Annotated in this window: 16 protein-coding genes and 1 tRNA gene; 5 read left to right on the forward strand and 12 right to left on the reverse strand. The window is 72.6% G+C overall.

Annotated features, from left to right (window positions below):
• Positions 1 to 151: 151 nt before the first annotated feature.
• Positions 152 to 226 (forward strand) — tRNA-Glu (locus tag J2Z33_RS02600).
• 19 nt (positions 227 to 245) lie between these two features.
• On the opposite strand, the gene J2Z33_RS18150 is transcribed toward J2Z33_RS02600, so the two are convergent.
• Positions 246 to 605: a hypothetical protein gene (locus J2Z33_RS18150; protein WP_245218504.1), complete on the reverse strand. Its 360-nt coding sequence runs from the start codon at positions 603 to 605 to the stop codon at positions 246 to 248.
• A gap of 202 nt (positions 606 to 807) precedes the next feature.
• Between J2Z33_RS18150 and J2Z33_RS02610 the strand changes: the two genes are divergently transcribed.
• A complete protein-coding gene (locus J2Z33_RS02610) occupies positions 808 to 1,647 on the forward strand; it encodes a calcium-binding protein (RefSeq protein WP_245218505.1) in 840 nt (279 codons plus the stop codon).
• A gap of 119 nt (positions 1,648 to 1,766) precedes the next feature.
• Complete coding sequence (locus J2Z33_RS02615) at positions 1,767 to 2,402, forward strand: VPLPA-CTERM sorting domain-containing protein (RefSeq protein ID WP_209837618.1); 636 nt, start codon at positions 1,767 to 1,769, stop codon at positions 2,400 to 2,402.
• Here the strand turns inward: J2Z33_RS02615 and J2Z33_RS02620 are convergent.
• Positions 2,399 to 2,599 carry a hypothetical protein gene (locus J2Z33_RS02620; protein ID WP_209837620.1) on the reverse strand — a complete coding sequence of 67 codons (201 nt, stop codon included), beginning with the start codon at positions 2,597 to 2,599 and terminating at the stop codon, positions 2,399 to 2,401. The genes J2Z33_RS02615 and J2Z33_RS02620 overlap by 4 nt on opposite strands.
• Before the next feature lie 500 nt (positions 2,600 to 3,099).
• Between J2Z33_RS02620 and J2Z33_RS02625 the strand changes: the two genes are divergently transcribed.
• Positions 3,100 to 3,408 carry a hypothetical protein gene (locus tag J2Z33_RS02625; RefSeq protein ID WP_209837622.1) on the forward strand — a complete coding sequence of 103 codons (309 nt, stop codon included), beginning with the start codon at positions 3,100 to 3,102 and terminating at the stop codon, positions 3,406 to 3,408.
• 54 nt (positions 3,409 to 3,462) lie between these two features.
• Here J2Z33_RS02625 and J2Z33_RS02630 read toward each other — a convergent pair whose 3' ends face one another.
• The 8 genes from J2Z33_RS02630 to J2Z33_RS02665 form a co-directional block, all read right to left on the reverse strand.
• The gene (locus J2Z33_RS02630; RefSeq protein WP_209837624.1) at positions 3,463 to 4,608 is read right to left on the reverse strand and encodes an iron-containing alcohol dehydrogenase; all 1,146 of its coding nucleotides are present in this window, start codon (positions 4,606 to 4,608) and stop codon (positions 3,463 to 3,465) included.
• Positions 4,605 to 5,987 (reverse strand): aldehyde dehydrogenase family protein, encoded by a 1,383-nt coding sequence (locus J2Z33_RS02635; protein ID WP_209837626.1) that lies wholly within the window; start codon positions 5,985 to 5,987, stop codon positions 4,605 to 4,607. The genes J2Z33_RS02630 and J2Z33_RS02635 overlap by 4 nt, the downstream gene beginning before the upstream one ends.
• Positions 5,988 to 6,041: 54 nt before the next feature.
• Positions 6,042 to 7,403, reverse strand: coding sequence for a glutamine synthetase family protein (locus J2Z33_RS02640; protein WP_209837628.1), 1,362 nt, complete (start codon positions 7,401 to 7,403; stop codon positions 6,042 to 6,044).
• A gap of 53 nt (positions 7,404 to 7,456) precedes the next feature.
• The gene (locus J2Z33_RS02645) at positions 7,457 to 8,893 is read right to left on the reverse strand and encodes a gamma-aminobutyraldehyde dehydrogenase (RefSeq protein ID WP_245218506.1); all 1,437 of its coding nucleotides are present in this window, start codon (positions 8,891 to 8,893) and stop codon (positions 7,457 to 7,459) included.
• A gap of 10 nt (positions 8,894 to 8,903) precedes the next feature.
• The gene (locus J2Z33_RS02650) at positions 8,904 to 9,710 is read right to left on the reverse strand and encodes an ABC transporter permease (RefSeq protein WP_209837630.1); all 807 of its coding nucleotides are present in this window, start codon (positions 9,708 to 9,710) and stop codon (positions 8,904 to 8,906) included.
• A gap of 26 nt (positions 9,711 to 9,736) precedes the next feature.
• Positions 9,737 to 10,678 carry an ABC transporter permease gene (locus J2Z33_RS02655; protein WP_209837632.1) on the reverse strand — a complete coding sequence of 314 codons (942 nt, stop codon included), beginning with the start codon at positions 10,676 to 10,678 and terminating at the stop codon, positions 9,737 to 9,739.
• 130 nt (positions 10,679 to 10,808) lie between these two features.
• On the reverse strand, positions 10,809 to 11,801 hold the full coding sequence (locus tag J2Z33_RS02660; RefSeq protein WP_209837634.1) for an ABC transporter ATP-binding protein: 993 nt from the start codon (positions 11,799 to 11,801) through the stop codon (positions 10,809 to 10,811).
• Positions 11,802 to 12,023: 222 nt separating this feature from the next.
• Positions 12,024 to 13,202 carry an ABC transporter substrate-binding protein gene (locus tag J2Z33_RS02665; RefSeq protein WP_209837635.1) on the reverse strand — a complete coding sequence of 393 codons (1,179 nt, stop codon included), beginning with the start codon at positions 13,200 to 13,202 and terminating at the stop codon, positions 12,024 to 12,026.
• A gap of 236 nt (positions 13,203 to 13,438) precedes the next feature.
• Here J2Z33_RS02665 and J2Z33_RS02670 point away from each other — a divergent pair, with 236 nt between their 5' ends.
• Positions 13,439 to 14,800 carry a UDP-glucose dehydrogenase family protein gene (locus J2Z33_RS02670; RefSeq protein ID WP_209837637.1) on the forward strand — a complete coding sequence of 454 codons (1,362 nt, stop codon included), beginning with the start codon at positions 13,439 to 13,441 and terminating at the stop codon, positions 14,798 to 14,800.
• Between the two features lie 299 nt (positions 14,801 to 15,099).
• Here the strand turns inward: J2Z33_RS02670 and J2Z33_RS02675 are convergent, their stop codons facing one another.
• Both J2Z33_RS02675 and J2Z33_RS02680 read right to left on the reverse strand, forming a co-directional pair.
• Entirely contained in the window at positions 15,100 to 15,537 is a 438-nt protein-coding gene (locus tag J2Z33_RS02675) for a hypothetical protein (protein WP_209837639.1), read from the reverse strand.
• A gap of 688 nt (positions 15,538 to 16,225) precedes the next feature.
• Positions 16,226 to 18,250, reverse strand: a complete 2,025-nt coding sequence (locus J2Z33_RS02680) for a M3 family metallopeptidase (protein WP_209837641.1) — start codon at positions 18,248 to 18,250, stop codon at positions 16,226 to 16,228.
• Between the last annotated feature and the right edge of the window lie 90 nt (positions 18,251 to 18,340).

Genomic DNA, 18,340 nt, shown 5'->3' on the forward strand with positions numbered 1-18,340 from the left:
CGACTTCTGCCAGCCCCCTACGGGCTGCCAGGGCTCCCCCTGCCTTTCCGCATCGACGCCCCCTGGGGGACCGCTCGCGCGACGACGCGCGGGGCGCACGCGCCCCCTTGCCCCCGGCGCGCGCCTTGTCTAGGAAGCGCCCACCTGCCGCGGCCCGTTCGTCTATCGGTTAGGACACCAGGTTTTCAACCTGGGAAGAGGGGTTCGACTCCCCTACGGGCTGCCAGGGCTCCCTCGATCCCCGATCAGGCCAACGGATGGCAATAGGCCAGCCGCCCGCCATGGACGCTGGTCAGCGACCGCGCCGCCGCCGCGCATTCGGGGCCGGTCTCGGCCCGCAGGACGAAGGTCGGCACCTGCGTCGTCGCCGACAGCACCACGAGGACGTGCGGCCCCGGCCGCATCTCGGCCTCGGCGAAGTTCGACAGGCCCCCCTGCGCGTCCAGCACCCAGATGCGCGCCGCCACGAGGTCCTGGGGCGCGATGCCGCGCCCGGGCGTGTCGCCGAGCAGGCGGTCCAGCACCCCCTGCGCCGGAAGCGGCCCCGCCGCCAGGGCCAGGCCGAGCGAGAGGACGAGGCGGGTCGGACGGCGAAGGCGGGTCATGCGGCTCCTCGGGGCGGGGGATCGGTCACGGCATCCCGGGGGAATCCGGGCTCCCGGGACAAGCCCCGGCCTGCCCGCCGGGTTCCCCGGCCCCGCCGCCCGACCCGCCGCTCGCTCGAATTGTCGGGGCTTCGCGCTTGGATCGGCGGCCGGCCCCGTGCTTCCTTCCCGCCGTCGGACGCGCGAACGGAAGGGGCGGACAATGACCAAGGTGACCATCGGCGACGCCCTGGGGACGGGCTTCGACATCGACGGCGGCTCGCTCGGGCCCTGGGACGGGGACGCGGAGCTGGCGGTCGCGGGCACGGCCCGGCTGGGGGACGGCATGACCCGCGTCACCTACGGCATCGAGGGGACGGGCTATGCCCTCCTCGCCGACATGGACCTCGCCGCCGCGCCGGCCGTGGCGCTGCGGTTCCGCGTCGTCGATTCCGCCGCGCGCGAGATCCTGTCCGTCACCGGCCTCCGCGCCAGCGCCGACGCGCTGTCGGGCGGCCTCGACGACCTGCTCGGCGGCCGCGACACGCTGACGGGGAACCGCTTCGACGACGTGCTGCGCGGCTATGGGGACGACGACACGCTCCTGGGCGGGGCCGGGCGGGACACGCTCGTCGGTGGCGGGGGCGCCGACCGGCTGGAGGGCGGGGCCGGCGCCGACCGCCTGCTGGGCGACGCCGGGGCCGACCGGCTCTGGGGGGGGCTGGCGGCCGACCGGCTCGACCCCGGGCGGGACGCGGCCGCCGACGTGCTGGTGTTCCGCGCCGCCGCCGAGAGCGGGCCCCGCGCCCGCGACACCGTGGTCCGGTTCGACCGGGGCGAGGACCGGATCGACCTGCGCGCGCTGGACGCGCACCCGGACCGGGGCGACGACGCCTTCGGCTGGGGCGGCCGGACCCGGGGCGACGGCGATGTCTGGTGGGCGCGCGGCGACGGCGGCGTGATCCTGCGCGCCGACCTCGCGGGGGACGGCGACACCGCCCCGGACCTGGAGATCCTGCTGACGGGCCTCACCTCGCTGGGCCGCGGCGACCTGTGGCTCTGAGGCCGGGGCGTCCCGCGCGATTAACCACCATTCATCCACAATTAACCCTTCGTTCAGGATTCTGTTGCCACAATGGAGGATCGGGGCGATGAGGAACCCGTCGTAACGAGGGTAATCGCATGAAATTCCTGTCCATCCTGGCCCTGGTGCTCGCCGCGGGCACCGCGCAGGCCGCCACCATCACCGCCTCCTCCACCGCCCCGGCCCCCGGCACCCGGATCGAGCTTCGGGCCCAGGACTTCGCCGCCTCGGGCCGCTGCGGCAGCGGCGGCTCGGTCGTGGCGGGCGGCTGCTCGGTGGCGCTGGTCTCGGGCGGGCGGCCCGCCGCCTACGACCGCTTCGCCCCCCTGGGCGGCGACTGGATCGACAGCCAGGACCTCGCCGACGTGACCTGGACCCTGTCCCAGCCCCGCGCCTTCACGCAGCTCACCTTCGCGCTGACCGACGCCTTCGACCAGCTTCCCGACCGCAAGCTCGGCGCCAGCCGCTTCGCCCTGACCGTCGAGGGCGCGGTCTGGACGATCCCCCGGCGCCAGGCCAGCGGCACGCTCCACTGGCTCACGGTCACCTTCGACCGGCCGACGACCACCGCCTCGCTGCACTTCGCGACACGGCGGAACGACGGCTGGGGCCTGTCCAGCGCCAGCGTACTGCCCGCCACCCTGCCCGCCATCCCGCTGCCCGCCGGGGGCTGGCTCCTGCCGGCGGCGCTGGGGATGCTGGGCCTCGTCGCGCGCCGCCGCCGCCGCGCCTAGGTCCGCGCCGGCGGTTCGGGGGGGCCCTCGCCCGTTCCCTCCCCGGGGAGGAGCGGGCGGCGCGCGTAAAGCTCGTCCAGCAGCCCCTCGAAGACCCGGGCCCGCCGCGCGAGGGCCCGCTGCCGCTGCCAGAGCGCGGCCAGCAGGGCCAGCAGCGCGGGAAGGACGATCAGGGACAGGCCGTGGCGCAGCGTCATGATCCCTCCCATGGACCGGCCCGGGACGGGCCCCGCCGCCACCAGAGCGCGCAATTCGGTCAGCATTGGCGCGGCATTAAGGAATCCTCGGAGCCGCCCCGCCTGCCGTGGCGTCACTGACGCCGCCCCTTCGGGGGCCTGGGTCGGGCCCCTGGATCGGAACCCGGGGAGTCCTCGGCGCGGACCCGCCACCCCCGGCTGGACCCCGCGCCCCTGCCCGTCTCCCTCCCCTCCGGCAAGGCCCGGGACCGACCGCGCGTCGAGCCTCGGTGCAAGCCGGGCCCGGATCGGAGGCCGCCCAAGTCCCCGCGCCCGCGCGGTGCCGGCGTCGCCCCGTCCCGGCGCGGTCCCAGCTAGATCCGGGAACGTCGGGCCGACGACCCGGGCCGCATCCGGCCCGGCGATCCCTCCGCTCGCGGGTCGGCCTCGCCCGCCCCGCGCTCCAGCCCCTCTGGTCTTCCGCGCCGGCCGGTGTATCCTTCCCCGCAGGAGGGTCCGCCATGCCGAAGCTCGTCCGCCTCTACATCTCCAGCGTCCTGTGCGGCTTCGCGCTCGCCGCCGTCTTCGTGGCGCTGCTCCTCGCCCTCGACGTGGCCGGCCTGCGCCATCTGGTGCTCGACACCCGCTCGGGGTGGCTCGGGGGCCTGCTGCTCGTCGTCTTCAACGGCATCGTGTTCGCGGGGGTGCAGTTCGGCATCCGCATCATGCGGATGGCCGAGCCGGAGGACGAGCCGCCCAGCGGCCGCCGCCTCCGCGCCGCGCCGCTCCTCCAGCCGGTGCCGGTCCCCGTCCGCCAGCCCCGGCGCTGACCCGGCCCGACGCCGAGGGGCGGCCTTGCAGGACCGCCCCACCGTGCCTCCGCCTCACATCGCGGCGGCGAACAGCGCCTCGGTGTTCTCCTGGGTCATCTCCACCGGGTTCCCCCCCGCGCTCGGGTCCTCGACGGCCTGCGCGGCGAGGTCCGGAATCCGCGCCTCCTTCACGCCCATCGCCCGCAGCCCCTCGGGGAAGCCGAACATCGCGTTCAGCTCCTCGACGCGGCCCAGGAACCCGTCGAAGCCGCCCGCGATCCCGAGGTAGGCCGCCGCCCGCCCCAGCCGCTCCTCTACCGCCGGGCGGTTGAAGCGCAGCACGGCGGGCATCACCACCGCGTTCGTCGTCCCGTGGTGGGTGCCATAGGTCGCCCCCACCGGATGCGACAGCGCGTGGATCGCCCCCAGCCCCTTCTGGAAGGCCACCGCCCCCATCGACCCCGCCGCCAGCATCTGCGCCCGCGCCTCCAGGTCCGCGCCGTCCTTGAATGCCCTTGGCAGATAGTCGTTCACCAGCCGCATCCCCTCCAGCGCGATGCCCGCGCTCATGGGGTGGAAGAACGGCGAGCAATAGGCCTCCAGGCAATGCGCGAAGGCGTCCATCCCCGTCCCCGCCGTGATCGCGGGCGGCAGGCCCAGCGTCAGCTCGGGGTCGCTGACGACGACACGCGGCAGCACCTTGGGGTGAAAGATGATCTTCTTCACGTGGCTCTGCGAGTTGGTGATGACGGAGGCCCGCCCCACCTCGGACCCCGTCCCCGCCGTGGTCGGCACCGCGACGATGGGCGCGATGGCGTCGGCGTCGGCGCGAGTCCACCAGTCGCCCACGTCCTCGAAGTCCCAGACGGGCCGCGTCTGCCCGGCCATGAAGGCGACCATCTTGCCCAGGTCGATCCCCGAGCCGCCGCCGAAGGCCACCACCCCATCATGCCCGCCCTCGCGATAGGCCCGCAGCCCGTCGCTCAGGTTCCGGTCCGTCGGGTTCGGGTCCACGTCCGCGAACACCGCGCGCCCGAGCCCCGCCTGCTCCAGCAGGTCCAGCGCCGCCGCCGTGATGCCTAGGTCGCGCAAGCCCCGGTCGGTGACGAGGAGGGGCCGCGTGATGCCCGCCTCCGCGCAGGCGGCGGGCAGCTCCGCGATGCGGCCCGCGCCAAAGAGGACGCGCGTCGGATAGGACCAGTTCGCCGTGGGGGTCATGCCTTCACCTTGCGGAAGTGATACGAACGCGGGCGCGTCACCGAATGATACCCCAGCACCGACAGCGCCGCCCCGCGCCCGGTGTCCTTGGTCCCCGTCCAGCAGAGCGCCGGGTCGAGGTAGTCGGCACGGTTCATGTAGACCGACCCGGTGTCGAGCACCCGGCCGAGCCGTGCGGCGCGTTCGGGATCGGAGGTCCAGAGCGAGGCCGTCAGCCCATAGGGCGAATCGTCCATCAGCCGCAGCGCCTCGTCGTCGCCCGAGACGGGCATGATGCCCACCACGGGGCCAAAGCTCTCCTCGCGCATCACCCGCATGGAGTGGTCCACGTCCACGAGGATCTGCGGCCCGAGATAGGTCCCCCCGTCGTCCTCGGGGAAGACCTCCCGGCCGATCAGCGGCCGCGCGCCCGCCGCCACCGCCTCGGCCGTCTGCGCCCGCACCGTGTCGGCGAAGCGCCGGTTCGCCATCGGCCCGAGGGAGGTGGACAGGTCCAGCGGGTTCCCCAGCTTCAACTGCTTGGTCCAGGCGACCGCCCGATCCACGAAGCCGTCATACAGGCTTTCGTGCACGTAGATCCGCTCGATCCCGCAGCAGCATTGCCCGGCGTTGAACATCGCCCCGTCCATGAGCACGTCCACCGCCCAGTCGAGGTCGGCGTCCTCCATGACGTAGCCGGGGTCCTTCCCCCCCAGCTCCAGCCCCAGCGGCGTGAAGGTCCCCGCCGCCGCCCGCTCGATGGCCTGCCCGCCCGCGACGGACCCGGTGAAGTTCACGAAGCCGAAGCTCCGCTCGCGGATCAGCCGCTCCGTCCCCTCGTGGTCGAGCACGACGTTCTGGAACACCCCCTCGGGCAGCAGGCCGTCGAAGGCCTCGACCCACCGCTCCCCCACCAGCAGCGTCTGGGACGCCGACTTGTGGATCACGCTGTTCCCCGCGATCAGCGCGGGGATGATGGTGTTGCAGGACGTCAAATACGGATAGTTCCACGGTGCGACGACGAAGACGACGCCCACCGGCGCCCGCTCGATCCGCCGCTCGAACCGCGCGCTGTCCTCGGCCACCATCGGCGCCAGCGCCTCGGCCGCGATCCCGCCCATGTAGGCCGCCCGCTCGTTCAGGCCCCCGAACTCGCCGCCATAGCGGACCGGCCGGCCCATCTGCCAGGCCAGCTCCTCCACCACGCGGTCCCCCAGCCCGTTCAGCCGCCGCACCCCGTCCTGCACCAGGGCGACCCGCTCCTCCAGCGGCCGCGCCGCCCAGGGCGGCTGCGCCACCTTGGCCCGCGCCACCGCCGCGCGCGCCTGCTCGGGCGTCAGCGCCTCGCGTTCCGCGTAGACCTCGCCGTTCACCGGCGAGACGCATCGGATCATCGTCATGTCCGTCCCTCGATCGCTCGGGGCCCTCTGGCCCCTGTCATCCCTTGCAGGCCGTCACGCCCGCTCGAATCCCCGCCGCAGGTCCCAGTCCGTCACCATGCGGTCGCATTCCTCGATCTCCCAGGTGGCGGCGCGGGTGTAGTGCTCCACCACGTCGTCGCCCATCGCCGCGCGCAGCATCGCCGACCCCCGCAGCGCCTCGGCCGCCTCGCGCAGGTTCCTCGGGATCGCCCGCGCGGCTTCGGCCGAATACACGTCCCCCGCCATCTCGGGCTCCAGCTCCAGCCCCGCCTCGACCCCCGCGAGTCCCGCCGCGAGCTGCGCCGCCAGCGCCAGATAGGGGTTCAGGTCCGCTCCGCCGACCCGGCACTCCACCCGCACCCCCTTGGTCCCCTCGCCGCAGACGCGATAGCCCGCCGTCCGGTTGTCCCGGCTCCAGACCGCCTTGGTCGGCGCGAACATCCCCACGGTGAAGCGCTTGTAGCTGTTCACATAGGGCGCGAGGAAATACGTGCACTCCCCCGCATGGGCCAGCAGCCCCGCGAGGTAGCTCCGCATCAGCCCGCTCATCCCGTGCGCGGCTCCCTCGTCGAGGAAGACGTTCCGCCCGTCCCGCCAGAGCGACTGGTGGATGTGCGACGACGACCCCGCCCGCGCGGTGTCGTACTTCGCCATGAAGGTGACGCTCCGCCCCGCGGCTTGGGCCACCTCCTTCGTGACCATCTTCACGATGGAATGGCTGTCGGCGGTATCGAGAGCGTCCGAATACCGGATGTTCACCTCCTCCTGCCCCGCCTCGGCCTCGCCCTTGGTGTTCTCGACGGCGATCCCCGCCCCGAACAGCGCGTTCCGCAAGGGCCGCATCACCGCCTCCTCCTTGGAGGAGCCGAGGATGCCGTAATCGTTGTTGTAGCGCACGACCGGCGTGGGCCGGGCATGGCCCCGGTCCCAGAGCTGCTCGAACGACTCCTCGAACAGGAAGAACTCCAGCTCCGTCGCCATCATCGGCTCCAGCCCCAGCGCCCGCGCCCGCTCCACCTGCCGCTTCAGCACGTTCCTCGGCGCGTGGGCGACCGGCTCGCCGTGGTGGTCGAGGAAGTCCGCCATCACCATCGCCGTCCCCGACAGCCAGGGCGCGCGGCGCAGCGTGCCCAGGTCCGGCTTGTGGATGTAGTCCCCATAGCCCCCCGCCCACGACGCCGCCTTGTAGCCCGGCACCGTGGTCATCTCCATGTCCACGGCCAGCAGGTAGTTGCAGCCATGCGTCTCCTTGTGCCCCGACTCGAGGAAGTGCTGCGCGTGGAAGCGCTTCCCCACGAGCCGCCCCTGCATGTCGCAGGCGCAGCAGAGCACGGTGTCGATCTCCCCCGCCGCGACGGCGCCGCGCAGGGTCTCCAGGGTCAGGTTGCCGGGCATTCGGGGCCTAGGGATGTTCGGACCGGCGGTCGGGCGACCGCCGTCCTCGGGTTTCAGTGCGCGATCATAACGTGACGGACGGCGGTGTAATCCTCAAGCGCATACAGGCTCATGTCCTTGCCATAGCCCGACTGCTTGAGGCCCCCATGCGGCATCTCGTTGACCAGCATGAAGTGGGTGTTCACCCAGGTGCAGCCGTATTGCAGCCGCGACGCCACCTCCATCGCCCGCCCCACGTCCCGCGTCCACACCGACGACGCCAGCCCGTAGGGCGAGTCGTTCGCCCAATCCACCGCCTGCTCGGCCTCGTCGAACCGCGTGACGCTGACCACGGGGCCAAAGACCTCGCGCTGCACGATCTCGTCCTCCTGCCGGGCCCCGGCGATCACGGTCGGCTGGTAGTAGAACCCCGACCCCTCGGGCGCCGCGCCGCCGGTGACGACCTCCATATGCCCCTGCCCGCCCGCGCGCTCCACGAAGCCCGCCACCCGGTCCCGCTGGCGCAAGGAGATCAGCGGCGGCATCTCGTTCACCGTGTCGTCCTCGGCTCCGAAGGTGATCGAGGCCGCCGCCGCCGCCAGCTCGGCCACCAGCCGGTCGTGGATGCCGCGCGCGGCATAGACCCGGCAGGCCGCCGTGCAGTCCTGCCCGGCGTTGTAGAAGCTGAACGCCCGAAGGCCGGACACCACCTTCTCTAGGTCGGCGTCGTCGAAGACGATCACCGGCGCCTTGCCGCCCAGCTCCAGATGCGTTCGCTTCACGGTCTGCGCCGCCGCCTGGAGCACCTTCCTTCCCGTCCCCACGTCGCCGGTGATCGACACCATGTCCACGCCCGGATGGTGGATCAGCGCGTTGCCCACCGATCCCCCCTGCCCGACGACGACGTTCACCACCCCCTCGGGCAGCACCTCGGCCAGGATTCGCGCCATCTTCAGCGCCGTCAGCGGCGTCTGCTCGCTGGGCTTGAGGACCACCGTGTTCCCCCCCGCCAGCGCCGGGGCGAGCTTCCAGGCCATCATCATCAGCGGATAGTTCCAGGGCGCGATGCTCGCCACGACGCCGACGGGATCGCGCCGGATCATGCTGGTGTGGCCCGGAAGGTATTCCCCCGCCAGCGCCCCCTGCATGTTCCGCGCCGCCCCCGCGAAGAAGCGGTAGCAGTCCACGATCGCCGGGATCTCGTCGTTCAGCGCCGCGTTGATCGGCTTGCCGGTGTTGAGCGCCTCCAGCGCCGCGAACGCCTCCGCCTCCGCCTCGATCCGGTCGGCGATCTTCAGCAGCAGGTTCGACCGCTGCCCCGGGGTCGTCCGCGACCACGTGCGGAACGCCGCCCGCGCCGCCGCCACCGCCCGGTCGATCTGCCCCGGCCCCGCCTCCGGCAGCTTCAGGATCGTCGCGCCGGTGCGGGGGTTGAGAATGGTCTCCTCCCCCTCCGTCCCCGCCTCGAAGACGTTGCCGATCAGCATCCCCGTGTCGAACTGCATGGTCATGGGAGTCTCCTCATTTCCCGCTCCCCGCGACGGTGTCCGTCCCGCGGGTCAGATGATAGGCGGCCAGGATCGGCAGGGCCGTGACCAGCACGACCACCATGGCGACCACGTTGGTCACCGGACGTTCGCGGGGCCGCACCAGCTCCTCCAGCATCCAGATCGGCAGCGTCGCCTGGTTCCCCGCCGTGAAGGTGGTCACGATCACCTCGTCGAAGCTCAGCGCGAAGGCCAGCATCCCCCCCGCGAGCAGCGCCGTCGCGATGTTGGGCAGGATGACGTGCCGCAGCGTCTGGCCGTAGGTGGCGCCCAGGTCCATGCTGGCCTCGATCAGCGACCCCGACATCCGCCGGAACCGCGCCACGGCGTTGTTGTGGACCACCACGACGCAGAAGGTCGCGTGCCCCAGCACGATGGTCCAGAAGCTGAACGGAATGTCCGCGAGGTTGAAGGCCGACCGCAGCGCGATCCCGGTGATGATCCCCGGCAGCGCGATGGGCAGGATCACCAGCAGCGACACCACTTCCCGCCCGAAGAACCGCGTCCGCGCCACGGCCGCCGCGCAGAGCGTCCCCAGCACCAGCGCCACCGCCGTCGAGACCAGGGCCACCCGCAGCGACAGCCCCAGCGCCTCCCAGATGTCCGGCCGCTCCCAGGCCGCGCCGAACCAGCGCAGCGTCAGCCCCGGCGGCGGCCAGGTGAAGGACGAATCCTCGGTGCTGAAGGCGTAGGCGAAGATCAGCAGGATCGGCCCGTGCAGGAACAAAAGCCCCCCGCCCGCGAGCGCCCCCAGCCACCACGGCGCCCGGTCAGCCCGCATGACGCCCCCCCGCCGCCCGCGCGACCTCACATCGCATCGAAGGCCCCCATCCGCTTCGCGCCCCACAGATACAGCCCCATAACGGCGATCGGCACGACCGCGAAGGCCGCCGCCAGCGGCACGTTCCCCGCCGTCCCCTGATACTGGTAGACCGCCAGCCCGATGAACCGCGCGCTCGTCCCGATGATCTGCGGGATGATGTAGTCCCCCAGGGTCAGCGAGAAGGTGAAGATCGACCCCGCCACCACCCCCGGCAGCGCCAGCGGCCAGAGGACGTGCCGGAACGTCCGCCCCGGGCTCGCCCCGAGATCCGCCGACGCCTCCACGAGGCTTCCCGGCACCCGCTCCAGCGCCGCCTGGATCGGCAGGATCATGAACGGCAGCCAGACATGGACGAACACGAGGAACGTCCCCGTCGGGCTCACGGACAGGGAGTTCCCCCCGATCCCCGGCACCGACAGGAACGCCTCCAGCAGCCAGCCCAGGCCCACCGACTCGAACCCCCAGCCCACGATCCCCTCCTTGGCGAGGATCAGCTTCCAGGCATAGACCTTGACGAGGTAGCTCGACCACAGCGGCAGCATGACTCCCAGGTAGAACGCCGCCTTCCACCGCCCCCGCGCATACCGCGCCGCGTAGTAGGCGATGGGGAACGCCACGACGACGCTCGCCCCCGTCACCAGCGCCGCCATCAGCACCGTCCGCGCGATGATGTCGAGGTTCGCGGGCCGCAGCAGCTCCCCCCAGGTCCGCAGCGTCGGCGTCCGGTCGATTACCCCCGAGAACTCGTCGATCGAGAAGAACGACTGCACCAGCAGCGCCCCGAGGCTCCCGAGATACACCAGCCCCAGCCACAGCAGCGGCGGCCCCAGCAGCAGCGCCAGCAGCACCGAAGGCCTGCGCCACAGCAGGTCCGACAGCCGCCCCGCGACCCCGCCCCGCGCGGCGCCCGCCGCCGCCGCCGTCACCTCGCGCCCCCCGGCCCGGGCCGCGCCACGGAACGATCCGACGGGCCCGCCCCTTCAACTTGGCCCAAATACGCGGCCCCGCAGGGCCGGCCCCCCGCGCCGCGACGCCCCAAGTCCGCGCGACGCCCCGTCATGCCGCCTCCATCGGATGCAGCGCCCCCGCCTCCCAGGCCAGCCCCACGCGCGTCCCCGCCTCCGGCACCGCCTGCCCGCCCGGCACCAGCACCGCGACCTCGCCCTGCGGCAGGGCCACCGCCACCCGCGTCGCCGCGCCCAGATACCGCGCCGCCATCACCGTCCCCGCCAGCGCCGCCCCCTCGGGCGCGACCAGCCGCAGCGCCTCCGGCCGCAGCGAGGTCCAGGCCGCCGCGCCGCCAAAGGCCCGCGCCAGCTCCGGCGCCAGCACGTTCCCCGACCCCACGAAGTCCGCCACGAACCGCGTGCGCGGCCGCCCGTAGACCTCGGCCGGCGTCCCCACCTGCTGGAGCCGCCCCCGGTCGAACACCGCCACCCGGTCGGCCATGCTCAGGGCCTCGCCCTGGTCGTGCGTCACCAGCAGGAAGGTGATCCCCACCTTCCGCTGCAACGCCTTCAGCTCGTCCTGCATCTGCTCGCGCAGCTTGAGGTCCAGCGCCCCCAGGGGCTCGTCCAGCAGCAGCACCCTCGGCCGGTTCACCAGGGCGCGGGCCAGCGCCACCCGCTGCCGCTGCCCGCCCGACAGCTCGGACGGCCGGCGCGCGCCATAGCCCGGCAGCGCCATCATCCCCAGCGCCTCCTCGGCCCGCCGCCGCCGCTCGGCCTTGCCGACCCCGGAGATCATCAGCCCATAAGCCACGTTGTCGAGCACGCTCAGGTGCGGGAACAGCGCATAATCCTGGAACACCGTGTTGACCGCGCGCCGGTAGGGCGGCAGACCCGCCACCGGCTCCCCGAACAGCCGGATCTCGCCGTCGTCGGGCGCCTCGAAGCCCGCGACCAGCCGCAGGCAGGTGGTCTTGCCCGACCCGCTCGGCCCCAGCATCGCGAAGAACTCCCCCTCGGCGATGTCGAGGTCCACGCCGTCCACGGCCCGGACCTCCCCGAAGTGGCGCGACACGCCGCGAAAGCTCACAGCAGAGGTCATCTCATCCCCATGGCCCGGGGCCTCGCCCCCCGTCGGGCGGCGGACGGGGGCCACCGCCCGCCAGATCTCGCGAGGCGGGCCTCGGCCCGCCGCAGCAGGGGCGGGGCGAACCCGCCCTGGGCCCGGTCGCCCGACCGCTCGGTGCCGCAGGGTGGGTGGTTCTCCGCGGCACGCGGAGGTTCACACGCCATCCCCGTCCCCAAGGGGCGGCCCACCGGCCGATCACCGCCCGCCGATCACCCCGATGTAGTCGCTCACCCAGCGGTAATACGGCACGCAGGCGTCCTCGCCCTGGCTGCAATCCGCGACCGGCGTCCGCCAGAACCGGATGCGGTCGAAGTCGTCGAAGCCGTTCGCGTGGCACACCTCCGGCGTCAGCATCCCGCGCCCGTCCGTGCAGGCCTCGGGGACGGAAGGGTTGGCCCCGAACCACACCGCCAGGTCCGATTGCAGGTTGCTCGCCAGCTGATGCTCGAAGAACTTGTAGGCGCAGTTCGGATGCTCGCTGTCCACGTGCAGCATGGTCGTGTCGGCCCAGCCCGTCGCCCCCTCCTCGGGGATGGTGCTCGCCACCGGGGCGCCGTCCGCCCTGAGCAGGTTGACCATGAAGGGCCACGACCCCGAGGCCGCCATCCCCTCGTTCTTGAAGTCGTCGATCTGGATGAAGGCGTCGTGCCAGTAGCGGCCCACCAGCTTGCGCTGCCCGCGCAGCAACTCCAGCGCGGCGGCGTATTGCTCCTCGTTCAGCTCGTAGGGGTCGGCGATCCCCAGCTCGGGCTTGTGCGCCATCAGGTATTGCGCCGCATCGGCGATGTGGATGGGCCCGTCGTAGGCCTGCACCCGCCCGGCGTTGGGCTGCCCGTCCGGCAGGTCCATCGCCTCGAAGACGACGTTCCACGAGGTCGGCGCCTCGGGAAAGACCTCCGTGCTGTACATCAGCACGTTCGGCCCCCACATGTAGGGCACGCCGTAATGCACCCCGTCCACCGTGTGCCAGGGCGCGTCCTTCAGCCGGTCGTCCACCTTGGCCCAGGACGGGATCAGGTCCACGTTCACCGGCTGCACCCGTTCCCCCGCGATCAGCCGCAGGCTCGCGTCGCCGCTCGCCGTCACGAGGTCGAAGCCGCCCTCGTTCATCAGCGCCACCATCTCGTCCGAGGTGTTGGCCGTCTTGACCTCCACGAGGCAGCCCGTCGCCGCCTCGAAGCCCGTCACCCAGTCGAAGGCGGGATCGGTCTCGCCCCGCTCCACGTAGCCGGCCCAGGCGACGATCGACAGCGCGCCCTCCCCCTCGCCGACTTCGGTCATCTGCGCGCGCGCGGCCGGGGCCGCGATCAGCGACAGGCCGGCCAGGGCCGAGGCCCCCCGGAAAAAGCGGCGCGCCCGCGTCGGTTGGCTCATGTCGGTCTCCCTGCATCCGGTCCCGGCCGGCGGTCGCCCGCGCGCCGCCGGCCCGGGGACTCGCCCCGTGTCCGGCCCGAGACTGGCGCGGCCCGTTGCGCTTCGCAAACGAAATCCGCCGCATGGGGCCGGGAATGGCCCCCGCCACGCCCATGCTGCGACCGCGAAAGGACTTGAAATCGCCACGGTCCTGGGCCAACCCGGGGACCGAACTGGTTGGCCGGAGGCAAGGGCTCATGAAGATCGCGATGATCGGGACAGGCTACGTGGGCCTGGTGTCGGGGGTCTGCTTCTCCGACTTCGGCCACGAGGTGGTCTGCGTGGACAAGCACGAGGGCAAGATCGCCGGCCTCCGCGACGGCCGCATCCCCATCTACGAGCCCGGCCTCGACGCCCTCCTCGCCCGCAACGTGGCCGAGGGGCGGCTCTCCTTCACCACCGACCTCGCCGAGGCCGTGCACGGCGCGGACGCCGTGTTCATCGCCGTGGGCACCCCCTCGCGCCGGGGCGACGGCCACGCCGACCTCAGCTACGTCTACGCCGCCGCCGAGGAGATCGCACGTTCCGCGACCGCCCCGACCGTGGTCGTGACGAAATCCACCGTCCCGGTCGGCACCAACCGCGAGGTCGCCCGCATCCTGCGCGAGACCCGCCCCGAGTTCGCCTGGGGCGTCGCCTCCAACCCCGAGTTCCTGCGCGAGGGCGCGGCCATCGACGACTTCATGAAGCCCGACCGCGTGGTGGTGGGCCTCGACGCCGACGGCTCCGACCAGGCCCGGCAGGTGATGGGCGACATCTACAAGCCGCTGTTCCTGCGCGACTTCCCCATCGTCTACACCGACCTCGAATCGGCCGAGATGATCAAGTATGCGGCCAACGCCTTCCTCGCCATCAAGATCACCTTCATCAACGAGGTGGCGGCGCTGTGCGAGAAGGTGGGCGCCGACGTCAAGGCCGTGTCCAAGGGCATCGGCCTCGACGGCCGCATCGGGGCCAAGTTCCTCCACGCCGGCCCCGGTTACGGCGGCTCGTGCTTCCCCAAGGACACCAACGCCTTCGCGCAAACGGGGCAGGACTTCGGCCAGCGCCTCCGCCTGGTGGAATCCACCATCGAGGTGAACGAGGCCGTCAAGGCCCGCATGGTGGACAAGATCGCGGCGCTCTCGGGCGGCTCGCTCAAGGGCAAGACCGTCACCGTCCTCGGCGTCACCTTCAAGCCCAACACCGACGACATGCGCGACGCCCCCGCGCTCGCCATCGTCCCCGCGCTCCAGGCCGCCGGCGCGACCGTCCGCGCCGTGGACCCCCAGGGCCGCCGCGAGGGCGAGCACCTGCTCCCCGGCGTCGAATGGCTGGACGACCCCTACGTGGCCGCCGAGGGCGCGCACATGGTCGCCCTCCTGACCGAGTGGAACCAGTTCCGCGCCCTGGACCTGAAGCGCCTCGCCGCCGCCATGGCCGAGCCGCGCCTCGCCGACCTCCGCAACGTCTACGGCCCCGACGAGGCCCGCGCGGCGGGCTTCCTCGCCTACGACGCGGTCGGCCGCCAGGGCTTCGGCGCCGAGCCCGCCCAAGCCCAACGCGCCGTCGCCGAGTGACGCCCTGACGGACCCCCACCCGCGCGCCGGGTGGGGTTCCGCCGCGCCCGCCCCCGGCGCGGCCTCCCCCTTCCGAAGGGCGCACGTCAGCGCCCCACGCCAAGCCCAGCCGCCCCCGCCCCGATGGCCTCCGCAGGACGCGGTTACCCCGCCGCCGCGCCCACCCTCCCCGGCCCCGGAAGGCCGCTCCTCGCATCGGCATGGCCGCAGGAAAATCGCGGATCAGGGATGCCCTGAACCGGACGACATGATGTTCCTCCAAGTCCTGACTTGGCTTCGCTGATGTCGTCACGCGTCTGTCAGGAATACTTGTCCAGCTTCAGCGTGCCGTCCGGACGATACTCCGCGACGACGCCGCGCCCCAGGGATCGCGCAAATGTCTCGCCGTCGAGCGCGATGTCGAACTGGCGGACCCGGAGCTTGCCATCGACCTCCTCGATGATCGGCCCGTCGATCCCGAAGCTCTTCTCCAGCTCCTGCGTGTAGACCGGCAGATACAGCCGGGCCGCCTCCAGGCTGTCACGCGACCGAGCAGCCAACTGCGTCATGAAGGCGTCGAACTCGGCGTCTCCGGTGGCCTGGTGCGCGGCGGTGAAATCTCCCCCGACGGTCGCGTCCCCGCCCCCATAGTTGTTGATGGTCGTCAGAAGACCGCTGATATGGGTGAGCTGGTGGCCCGCGAAGATCTGGGCCTCCTCGACGGAGCCGAAGCTCCGGCCCGGAATCTTCCCAGCCATGGCGGCGGCGTGGAGGCTCTTCGCCTGGGACGTGGCCGCCCGCTGGAAGAGGTTGGCTCGGTTCGGCCCAGAGCTGTTGCGCCGATCACGTTCCGTCCTCGCCGCACAGCTCGGCGCGGGCGGCGGACAGGAAGGCCAGCGCGCCACCCATCGGCCCCGCCCGCCCCGCAGCGCGCGGCCCACCCCATCCCCTCAAGAGCCTTCTGACAGGCCTTCGCCCCTGCCCATCAACTTGGCCCAAATACGCAAGCAACGCCTCCGCCCGCGCCCCGGCCACGGGCTCACGGGCAACTTCATCCCCACCGCGAATCACCCCCGGGGAGTGTTGCGCGAATCGCCCCCTGACCGTTCGTTGCTGTCAGACGGCGTTAACGGTTCGGTGCGATTCTCCCCCCACACGCCCGCAACGGAAAGGAGGACCCGACCCATGGACCCGCTCACCGCCCTCGCCCTGCCGCCCGATTCGTCCTACCGGATCGGCTGCCTCGATTCCGTCCGCCGCCAGCTCGCCAGCTACGTCGCCGCCGACGAGGCCGCCCTCGCGCCCGCCCGCCGCGCCCTCTGGGCGCTGGCCGAGATCGTGGCCGGCCCCGCCCCCGACCACGCCGTGGCGCACGCGGCCGAAGCCCTCATGCGCCGCTTCGTCGAGGACTGGACGGGCCGCCCCTGGTGGGAGCCCGCCCTCCTCTCACGCCGCTTCGGGGAGGAGGCCGCGGCCGCGCAGCAGCGCCTCGACCCCCGGCATCCGGCCCCGGAAGCGGGTGTAGAGGACATCCGCCTCCTCCGATCCCCCGGCGCTCAGGATGTCCTCCTCCAGCCGTCGCGCGAGGTCCGCATCGAAGGGGTCGCCCGCCTCGCCGAAGGCGGCGAAGGCGTCGGCGTCCATGACCTCGCTCCAGAGATAGGAGTAATACCCGGCGCTGTAGCCGTCGCCCGAGAAGACATGAGCGAAGTGCGGCGTGGCGTGCCGCATCCGGATGGCGCGGGGCATCCCGATCCCCTCCAGCACCTCGGCCTGCCGCTGCATGGGGTCGGCGGGCGCGGCTCCGTCATGGAACGCCAGATCCACGAGCGCGCTCGCCAGGTATTCGACGGTGTGGAACCCCATGTCGAACGTGGACGCCGCCAGCAGGCGCTCGCGCAGGTCGCGCGGCATCGGCTCGCCGCCCTCGTCGCGCGCATGGGCCTCCAGCACCTCGGGGACCTCCAGCCAGTGCTCGTAAAGCTGCGACGGCAGCTCCACGAAGTCGCGCGCGACCGACGTGCCGCTGATCGACTCGAAGGTCACGTCCGACAGCATCTGGTGGAGCGCGTGGCCGAACTCGTGGAACAGCGTGCGGGCGTCATCCCAGCTCAGGAGGCTCGGCCCGCTCTCGCTTTTCGCGAAGTTGCAGACGTTCACGACGATGGGCCGCACCTCGCCATCGAGGCGGGATTGCGACCGCATGGCGCTGCACCAGGCCCCCGACCGCTTCCCCTCGCGGGCGAAGTAGTCGCCGACGAACGCCGCCACGTGCGCGCCCCCGCGCGTCACGTCCCAGACCCGCACGTCGGGATGATAGCGCGGCGCGTCCGCCACCTCGCGGAACTCCAGCCCGAAGAGCCGGTGGGCCACGTCGAAGGCCGCCCCGATCATCCCATCGAGCCGCAGGAAGGCCTTCACCTCGGCCTCGTCGAGGTCGTGCTCCGCCGCGCGGCGCTTCTCGGCGTAGTAGCGCCAGTCCCAGGGCTCCAAGGGCCCGGCGTGCCCGTCGGCGTGCAGCATCAGCTCCAGCACCACCGCGTCGCGCTCCGCCGCCTCCCGCGCCGGGGCCCAGACCTCCATCAGCAGCTCGCGCACCCGCGCGGGCTCCCGCGCCATCTCGGTCTCCAGCTTCCAGTCCGCGAAGGACGCATAGCCCAGCAGCCGCGCCCGCTCCTCGCGCAGCCGCAGCATCTCGGCGGCGATGCCCCGGTTGTCGGTCGCCCCCCCGTTCGCCCCCCGCGCGGTCCAGGCCTCGTAGGCCCTGCGCCGCAGGTCGCGGCGCGGCGAGAACTGGAGGAACGGCACGATGAGCGAGCGCGAGAGCGTCACCACCGGCCCGCCGGCCCCGCGCGCCTCCCCGGCGGCGCGCGCGCCGGCGACCACGAACTCCGGCAGCCCCTCCAGGTCCTGCTCTCCCAGGGGCATGGCCCAGTCCCGCTCGTCCGCGAGGACGTTCTGGCTGAACTGCGTCCCCAGCACCGCGAGCCGCGCCTTCACCTCCTTCATCCGCTCGGCCGCCGTCCCCTCCAGCCGCGCGCCGGAGCGGACGAAGCCGCGATGGGTGAGGAACAGCACCCGCTCCTCCTCGGGGTTCAGCCCGAGGGCGTCCTTCCGCGTCCACAACTCGTCGATCCGCCCGAACAGCGCCGTGTTCGACGTGATCTCGGACCCGTAGGCCGACAGCTTGGGCGCGAGTTCCCGCTCCAGCGCGCGGCGGGCGTCGTTGCTGTCCGCGCCGGCGACGGCGTAGAAGGCCCCCAGCACGCGCGAGAGCGTGGCATCCGCCCGCTCCAGCGCGGCGACGGTGTTCCCGAAGGTCGGGGCCGCCCCGTCCTCGGCGATGGCGCGGACGTTGGCGCGCGCCTCCTCCAGCGCGGCGTCCACGGCGGGGCCGAACTCCTCGTCGCGGATGGCGTCGAAGGGCGGCAGGCCGAAGGGCGTGGTCCAGTCGGACAGGAGGGCGTTCATGGCGTGGCGATCCCGCTGCGTTATGAGTCAGGCGTCACCATGGCCGACCGCGCGGCGGGGTTCCACCCCGCCCCGGGTCCGTGCGCGCAA

Source organism: Rubellimicrobium aerolatum (assembly GCF_017872975.1).
Taxonomy (GTDB): domain Bacteria; phylum Pseudomonadota; class Alphaproteobacteria; order Rhodobacterales; family Rhodobacteraceae; genus Rubellimicrobium; species Rubellimicrobium aerolatum.

What these genes read in the sequence shown, in the direction of transcription:
- J2Z33_RS18150 (WP_245218504.1), bottom strand. Translation starts at nt 605, where the DNA reads ATGACCCGCCTTCGCCGTCCGACCCGCCTCGTCCTCTCGCTCGGCCTG.
- J2Z33_RS02610 (WP_245218505.1), top strand. Translation starts at nt 808, where the DNA reads ATGACCAAGGTGACCATCGGCGACGCCCTGGGGACGGGCTTCGACATC.
- J2Z33_RS02615 (WP_209837618.1), top strand. Translation starts at nt 1,767, where the DNA reads ATGAAATTCCTGTCCATCCTGGCCCTGGTGCTCGCCGCGGGCACCGCG.
- J2Z33_RS02620 (WP_209837620.1), bottom strand. Translation starts at nt 2,599, where the DNA reads ATGACGCTGCGCCACGGCCTGTCCCTGATCGTCCTTCCCGCGCTGCTG.
- J2Z33_RS02625 (WP_209837622.1), top strand. Translation starts at nt 3,100, where the DNA reads ATGCCGAAGCTCGTCCGCCTCTACATCTCCAGCGTCCTGTGCGGCTTC.
- J2Z33_RS02630 (WP_209837624.1), bottom strand. Translation starts at nt 4,608, where the DNA reads ATGACCCCCACGGCGAACTGGTCCTATCCGACGCGCGTCCTCTTTGGC.
- J2Z33_RS02635 (WP_209837626.1), bottom strand. Translation starts at nt 5,987, where the DNA reads ATGACGATGATCCGATGCGTCTCGCCGGTGAACGGCGAGGTCTACGCG.
- J2Z33_RS02640 (WP_209837628.1), bottom strand. Translation starts at nt 7,403, where the DNA reads ATGCCCGGCAACCTGACCCTGGAGACCCTGCGCGGCGCCGTCGCGGCG.
- J2Z33_RS02645 (WP_245218506.1), bottom strand. Translation starts at nt 8,893, where the DNA reads ATGACCATGCAGTTCGACACGGGGATGCTGATCGGCAACGTCTTCGAG.
- J2Z33_RS02650 (WP_209837630.1), bottom strand. Translation starts at nt 9,710, where the DNA reads ATGCGGGCTGACCGGGCGCCGTGGTGGCTGGGGGCGCTCGCGGGCGGG.
- J2Z33_RS02660 (WP_209837634.1), bottom strand. Translation starts at nt 11,801, where the DNA reads ATGACCTCTGCTGTGAGCTTTCGCGGCGTGTCGCGCCACTTCGGGGAG.
- J2Z33_RS02665 (WP_209837635.1), bottom strand. Translation starts at nt 13,202, where the DNA reads ATGAGCCAACCGACGCGGGCGCGCCGCTTTTTCCGGGGGGCCTCGGCC.
- J2Z33_RS02670 (WP_209837637.1), top strand. Translation starts at nt 13,439, where the DNA reads ATGAAGATCGCGATGATCGGGACAGGCTACGTGGGCCTGGTGTCGGGG.
- J2Z33_RS02675 (WP_209837639.1), bottom strand. Translation starts at nt 15,537, where the DNA reads ATGGCTGGGAAGATTCCGGGCCGGAGCTTCGGCTCCGTCGAGGAGGCC.
- J2Z33_RS02680 (WP_209837641.1), bottom strand. Translation starts at nt 18,250, where the DNA reads ATGAACGCCCTCCTGTCCGACTGGACCACGCCCTTCGGCCTGCCGCCC.